The sequence below is a fragment of the Sphingobacterium haloxyli genome (assembly GCF_002980525.1).
GTDB classification, from domain to species: Bacteria; Bacteroidota; Bacteroidia; order Sphingobacteriales; family Sphingobacteriaceae; genus Sphingobacterium; species Sphingobacterium haloxyli.
Genome location: NZ_PVBQ01000012.1, coordinates 133402 through 140984, shown reverse-complemented (window position 1 = coordinate 140984; position 7583 = coordinate 133402). Strand labels below are relative to the sequence as shown.

The 7583-nt window shown below is 41.1% G+C and carries 6 protein-coding genes; 5 read left to right on the top strand and 1 reads right to left on the bottom strand.

Annotation, left to right across the window (positions count from 1 at the left end):
• Positions 1–130: 130 nt before the first annotated feature.
• Positions 131–1513, bottom strand: coding sequence for a phosphoglucosamine mutase (glmM, locus tag C5745_RS14890; protein ID WP_105717795.1), 1383 nt, complete (start codon positions 1511–1513; stop codon positions 131–133).
• 205 nt (positions 1514–1718) lie between these two features.
• On the opposite strand from glmM, the gene C5745_RS14885 reads away from it, so the two are divergent.
• From C5745_RS14885 to C5745_RS14860, 5 genes are all read left to right on the top strand, one after another.
• Positions 1719–2318, top strand: a complete 600-nt coding sequence (locus tag C5745_RS14885; RefSeq protein ID WP_105717794.1) for a phosphatase PAP2 family protein — start codon at positions 1719–1721, stop codon at positions 2316–2318.
• Entirely contained in the window at positions 2315–3145 is an 831-nt protein-coding gene (locus tag C5745_RS14880; protein WP_105717793.1) for a ZIP family metal transporter, read from the top strand. Before C5745_RS14885 ends, C5745_RS14880 begins: the two co-directional genes overlap by 4 nt.
• Positions 3146–3375: 230 nt before the next feature.
• Positions 3376–3612, top strand: coding sequence for a FeoA family protein (locus C5745_RS14875; protein ID WP_105717792.1), 237 nt, complete (start codon positions 3376–3378; stop codon positions 3610–3612).
• A 1-nt stretch (position 3613) separates the two neighbouring features.
• Entirely contained in the window at positions 3614–5716 is a 2103-nt protein-coding gene (gene feoB, locus C5745_RS14870; RefSeq protein WP_105717791.1) for a ferrous iron transport protein B, read from the top strand.
• A gap of 214 nt (positions 5717–5930) precedes the next feature.
• Positions 5931–7547: a DUF4139 domain-containing protein gene (locus C5745_RS14860; RefSeq protein ID WP_243403364.1), complete on the top strand. Its 1617-nt coding sequence runs from the start codon at positions 5931–5933 to the stop codon at positions 7545–7547.
• Positions 7548–7583 lie beyond the last annotated feature (36 nt).

The following is a 7583-nucleotide window of genomic DNA, read 5'->3' as shown; positions in this document are numbered from 1 at the left end:
GAACATGCCTTCCGGTCTTCCCAAAACCATTACAGAATCAGAAAAACAGAAAACCTTCGATAAAAATATTGGGAAACCTCCAAAAATGAAAAAGCCGCCTCAGTTATTTTTGAGACGGCCTCTTTTTCTTTTATTTGATAATTTCTTCTATTTCACGGATAATCTTCTGTGCGATAGCATTGGCGTCTTCTGGTGTCGGCCCTTCCGAATATATACGAATAATAGGTTCCGTATTTGATTTCCGAAGGTGTACCCATTCATTTTCAAAGTCTATTTTCAGACCATCGATCGTTGTATAATGCTCCTCCTTATACTTTTCTTCCATTTTTTGCAATAAGGCGTCGATATCTAAATCTGGCGTTAATGTAATCTTATTCTTTGACATAAAATATACCGGCAATTCCGCACGATAAACTGATGCCGACTTTTTCAATTTAGCTAAATGGCTTAGAAACAGGGCTACGCCAACCAGCGCATCGCGACCATAATGTGATTCCGGATAAATTACGCCACCGTTACCTTCACCACCGATGACTGCATCTACCTCTTTCATTTTCGTAACGACATTAACCTCTCCTACCGCAGCAGCGAAATATTCTCCCCCATGTTTAATTGTCACATCACGTAAGGCACGCGTAGAAGAAAGATTGGAAACGGTATTGCCTTTGGTACGTCCGAGAACGTAATCAGCAACAGCTACCAACGTATATTCCTCCCCGAATAATTCGCCATCCTCCATCATAAACACCAAACGATCCACATCAGGATCTACCGCAATACCCAGATCTGCTTTATTACGCAGTACAGCTTGAGAAAGATCGGTTAAATGTTCTTTCAAAGGCTCCGGATTGTGCGGAAATTCCCCATTGGGTTCACAATGTATTTTATAAACTGTCTCTACGCCTAATGCACGTAGAAGCGCAGGGATAAAGATTCCACCCGTACTGTTTACCGCATCCACTGCAATCTTAAAATTTGCCTGGCGAATAGCTTCCTTATCCACTAAAGGAAGTGCTAAGACGGCATCAATATGTTTCTGTAAATAGCCCTCATCTTTTGTTTCCTTCCCCAAAACACTTACTTCGGCAAAATCGAAATCCAGGCTTTCCCCCAATGCCAAGACCTCTTTTCCTTCTTGATCGTTGATGAACTCTCCTTCGCTGTTGAGCAATTTCAAGGCATTCCATTGTCCAGGATTGTGGGATGCCGTTAAGATAATACCACCAGCAGCTTGTTCCAGCGGCACTGCAATTTCTACCGTAGGTGTGGTTGATAATCCTAAGTTGACCACATCAGCACCTATTCCTTGCAAGGTTCCTACGACCAAATTACTCACCATCTCTCCTGACAGGCGCGCGTCGCGTCCCACAACTATTTTTTTATTACCTGTCTTCTGCAGTAGGATTTTACCAAATGCTGCTGTAAATTTAACAATGTCAATCGGCGTAAGCGCCTCTCCAGGCTTACCTCCAATCGTACCTCTAATACCCGATATTGATTTTATAAGTGTCATATTTTAAACCTAAAAACTGTAATCACAAGCCCATGCTTTAGACAATCGTAAAAATAGCTTTATATCGTAAAATATCATATAAAACTTTCAAAATTAAAAATGAAAGATTACTTTTGTTGCAACATTGTATCATTTGATTAAAAGATGACAATGTTGCTAATTATTCTTTACTTTTGGAGGGTAATTAAACAAGTACAAAAAATCTATGTTGAATCAACTCATTCATTTTGACCAAGAGATGTTCTTGGCCATTAATCAAGGATTAAGTAATCCTTTTTTTGATTGGTTGCTGCCTATTCTGCGGAACCCATACACATGGGCGCCTTTGTATTTATTTCTGATTATCTTCTTCATCAAGCATTATGGTAAGATGGGCTTACTAATTGTGGTTTTTACGCTGGTCAATTTCGGTATTTCAGATGCCCTTTCATCTCATGTTATCAAAAAAAATATCAAGCGTGTGCGCCCTTGTAATGATTTAGTTTTTAAAGAAGAAGCTAATGTACGTGTACGTTGTGGTTCTGGGTTTAGTTTTACTTCTTCTCACGCCACGAACCATTTTGCCATGGCTTTCTTTTGGGTGGTTCTATTCCGGAGGCGTTGGAAGCATACGCTATGGTTATGTATAACCTGGGCAGCATTAATAAGTTTTTCCCAAATATACGTAGGCGTCCATTATCCTTTCGACATCCTTTGCGGGGCTATTCTAGGCATCTTAATAGGGGTTGGAATTGGCTACCTTTTCAAGCGTTTTTTTCCTGACTTCTTCAAAATAAACCATACTACAGAAACAATAACAACATGAGTTCGTCATTAATCGTCAGCATCTTATTTATTTCGGCTTTTATAAGCGGGTTATCCGTATTCTTCGTCAAACGAGACAATACAAGTTTGCTTAAACTTATCCTCTCGTTTAGCGGTGCTTATCTATTTAGTATTACTGTATTACATTTAATACCACATGTTTATATCAGTCAAAATACAAGTCCGGAAATAATTGGTCTGTACATATTAGGTGGTTTTTTATTCCAATTGGTATTGGAACAGTTCTCGCAGGGAATTGAGCATGGGCACATCCACCATAGTGCCCACAACGCGTTTCCCTTGGGCATCATGATAAGTTTGTGCTTACATGCTTTTCTAGAAGGAATGCCGCTAGCTGCTGGTCACCAGGCAGAGCTGGTATTTGGCATCGCGATACACCACGTACCAGCTGCTTTCGCTTTGGGAAGTTTGTTACTTAATACACGGCTTTCCAAAACCAAAATAACGACTTTTCTCCTCCTATTTGCGATAATGACGCCTTTGGGCTTCCTAACGAGTAAAGGAATAAGTGAGGGCGAAATCGGAAATATAACCCAGTACTTCGATAAGATTATGGCAATTGTCATCGGTATATTCCTTCACATTTCCACTACGATTTTATTCGAATCGGGTTCCGCAGACCACCATAAATTCAACCGGAAGAAAATGATTGCTGTCATACTAGGGGTGTTAGTGTCGTTAGCTAATTTTCTATTTGACGGACATGACCATCATCACCATGGACCGGCCCATGATCATCATCACGATCATGAGCATCACCACCATCATGAACACCATCATGATCATGATGCTGACCATAGTCATTAACACCCTTTTCATGCCCTGCTTGGTAAGTAAGACGACGTGCCACAGTTTAGTTAAGGGATGCCGACGGCACGAAATAAGTGCTGACTAAAACTGTTGCTTCAGCTAAAAGTTCATGTTCAGGGGAGGACAAAACAAAATATCTTCTTTAGAATCAATCTGAATTAACTATCTTTGGAATCGTGACAAATGTTTTGAATAAACATAATTAAATAATCTTTTAACGCGATAAAATGCAGAAAAGTTTCAGCCTTGATTTATTGAAAGTAGGAGAACAAGCTACCATCCGACAGCTAGACTCGTCGGAATTGCCATCTAAGTTTTACGAAATGGGACTCCTTCCGGGGACCGTTATAGAAGTTAGGCATAAAGGACCATTTCATGGACCTATTGGTCTTCATATCCTGAGTTCCAATTTGTTAATTGCAATCCGTAAATCCGAAGCCGCACACATTTTCGTCGATAAATAATATGAAGAATCCAATAGTAGCTTTTTTAGGCAACCCCAATGTGGGGAAAACTTCCTTATTCAACCGTATTACTAAGCTACACCAACACGTAGGAAATTATCCGGGTATCACTGTCGAAAAAAGAGAAGGCTCGGTAAAGGCTAATGGAAAAACATACCGCGTCATTGATTTACCGGGTACTTATACACTGTTCCCAACATCAATGGATGAAGAAATTGTGTACAATGTTTTGGCAGACAGGAATAACCCAGCACACCCCGACTTGGTTGTTGTTGTTGCTGAGCCAAACAATATCAAACGATCGATAGTATTATATCAGCAGGCTCGCGAACTGGGTGTTCCAGCTATCTTCGTCGTCAACATGATTGATGAAGTAAATGCTAAAGGTATTGATGTCGATTACCAAAAGTTAGAAGCTTACCTTCACACAAAAGTCTATACCACTGATGCGCGAAATGGAAAGGGAATAAAACAGCTTATCCATGCGTTTGACGAGCGTCCTGGTTATTTCCCTAGTCAGTTTGCAATAGAAGAACCGTATAAAACCGCGTTAGATGAGGCGAAAAAGGCTTTTCCATTACATACAGAATATCAAACCTGGCAATTTATAGCTCAGGAAAACATCTCTTTCTTGACTAAAGATCAGCAAGAAACTTTAACAGATATCCGGGAAAGATACCAGCTCTCTCCAAACGTGCTCCAACAGACCGAGGCTATCAAACGTAACGCGAAAATTGAAGAGGATTTAAAAACGGTTATTCTACAAAAGGATAACCATCATCTCCATAGAACAAATAAGATTGACAAAGTTCTACTCCATCCTGTCTGGGGTTATATTATTTTCTTCTTTCTTTTATTTCTCGTGTTTCAATTGGTGTTTATTTTATCCGAGCCTATCATGGATTGGATTGACGAGAATTTCTCTGCCCTGATCGACTATGCCGCCGGTGTATTACCGGAAGGTCCATTATCGGATCTATTCACCCAAGGTGTGTTAGCGGGCATCGGAGGGATAATTATTTTTGTCCCTCAAATAGCCATTTTATTTCTGCTTATCTCCCTAATGGAGGAAACGGGCTATATGAGTCGTGTCGTCTTTCTAATGGATAGGTGGCTCCGTCCTTATGGATTAAACGGAAAATCGGTTATTCCACTCATGTCGGGTGTTGGCTGCGCTGTTCCGGCGATTATGGCTGCACGTAATATTGAAAACACTAAAGAGCGGTTGGTAACGATGCTGGTTACCCCATTCATGACCTGCGCCGCTCGCCTTCCAATTTATGTTGTTTTAATATCTCTGGTTATTCCGAACGAAACATTTTTAGGATTCGGACTACAGGGACTCGTGTTGAACTTGCTCTATATCCTCGGTGTAGTAGCAGCCCTGGTATCAGCGGCGGCCTTAAATAAAATCATCAAAAACCAGCACAAATCATTCCTTATCTTTGAACTGCCTTCTTACAAATCACCGGATTGGAGAAATGTAGGCACAAATATGTGGGAGAAGACATCTAGCTTTTTATTCCAAGCGGGTAAAATAATCTTGGCGATGGCTGTTATCCTGTGGGTGCTTGGTAATTTTGGTCCGAACGATAAATTTAGTAATGCTGAACAATACGTACTGCAAGCCAATCCGGCATTAAGCGAAGGAGAGTTAGACGAGGAAGTGGCGTCTTTCAGATTGGAACACTCCTTTCTTGGCTACATGGGCATGGGCATCGAACCTTTTGTTAAGCCACTGGGTTATGATTGGAAAATGGGTATTGGACTTATTTCCTCTTTCGCCGCAAGGGAAGTATTTGTAGGAACGATGGCCACCGTATACAGCCTTGGTGAGGATATCGACCCCGATGACGACGAAGAACGAGAGACCTTGTTGGGCCGAATGCGGTCGGAGATAAACAGAAACACAGGAGAACCTTCGTACAACTTGGCGTCAGGGATTTCCCTTCTCTTGTTTTATGCTTTCGCCATGCAATGCATGAGTACTATTGCAATCATGAAACGGGAAACAGGCTCGTGGAAATGGACACTGATACAAACGGTCATGATGACCGGTATCGCTTATATTGTTGCTTTTATCGCTTATCAACTGCTTAAATAAAAAGTATTATGGAAATTGTAACTCAATATGCTGTCATCATCCTTTTATTCATCCTAGCACTGGCGTTTATGGCAAAACGATTTATGCCTTCTAAAAACAAACAACCGGGCTGTAATAAGGGTTGTGGTTGCGCGATGACGGATGTGAAAACTATGAAGAAGTAGCCTAAGGTACTTCTAGCTCCATAGATCATCCTTTCTAAAATGATTTCATTATGATAAAAAGCAGTTTACTACTTTCCGCAGGACTGGTTTTAGCGAACCTGTCTTTTGCTCAAAGAGCACTAATGCAAAAAGCCGATTTAAACAGTGTGACGGTCTTTACGAACGCAGCAGAATTAAGTCATACGGCGAATATAAATCTCCCTTCCGGTAGCAGCGAAATAGTTTTCACCCACGTAGCGAATCGCATAGACGAAAATAGTATACAGATCGGAGCTGGAGCCAATGTCACCATCCTATCTGTCCGCCCCGCGCTAAATTACATTGACACGGATGTAAAAACAGAAGCTTACAGTAAAGTTGAAAATGAGTATAAAAGCGCATTGACAGCATTAAAGCAATTACAAAATCAAAAGGCGACGGAAGAAAGTATGCTTAAACTTTTGGAGCAAAACCAAAAACTCGCCGGGGACGATGGTGGTGCTACTGTAGCCGAACTGGCGAAGATGACCGAGTTTTACAAGCCAAAATATCTCGAAATAAAGAATAACGTCACCGCGTTGGAAGAAAAGATAGCGGAGCAGCAAGATATTGTAGATAAAGCGAAGGTTCAATTTGATGAGGTCAAAGGACAAACATCAGGCTCGGGAGGTCAGCTGATTGTACAGGTTGTAAACAACCAGACAGGAAACCAGCCGTTTAACATTTCATATTTGACAAGACATGCGAACTGGAATGCTTCCTATGAGTTACGTGCCGCAAATACGACATCACCGCTGCAAATTGTGTATAAAGCCAATATCTCACAGCGGACAGGTGTCGATTGGCAGCAGGTCAATCTACGACTTTCTACGTCGAACCCCTCGCAAGGTGGTGTAGCACCTACTCTATCGCCTTGGCATTTGTATTATCAACAGGATTTATCGGCCGCTCTTCAGGATCGGGCAGCTGGCGTTCAAATCCAAGGTGTAGCGAAGCAGGCAAAAATAGCGGATAACATACTAGAAGAGGTCACAGTAGCCCCCCAAGCATTGAACGACTACGTACAGCAAGTTGAAAATCAACTAAACACCACGTTTGATATAGACATTCCGTATACCATTGCTTCCAATGGGAAACAACATGCCGTAAATCTTAAAGAATATACGCATCCGGCCAGCTATCAATATTACGTTGCTCCGCGTATAAACCAAGAGGTATTTTTATTGGCAGAATTGATAGATTACGAAAACTTGAATCTGGTTCCAGGCCAAGCAAACGTGATATTTGAAAACATGCTGGTCGGGAAAACGTTCATCAATCCCAACGAAGCTACCGACACATTAAAACTAAGCTTAGGAAGAGACAAGATGATTTCCGTTAAACGGGAAAAAATCAATGACCTTTCTTCATCTAGATTGATAGGAAGTAGCCGGATGCAAACGGCTATTTATGAAATAACCATTAAGAACAATAAGAAAGCACCTGTTATGCTAACGCTGCAAGAACAATATCCGCTGTCGACAGATAAGTCAATGGACATTACGCTCGAAGAATCCGGTGGCGGAGAGATCAATAAAGATACTGGCATTATCACATGGAAACTAAATATTCCTGCTGGAGATACACAAAAGCTAAAATTCGGTTATTCTATTAAGCATCCTAAGGATAAACGGGTAAATATACTATAACTTAGAAGGTAATTCTAGATTAAAAATAATAAAACC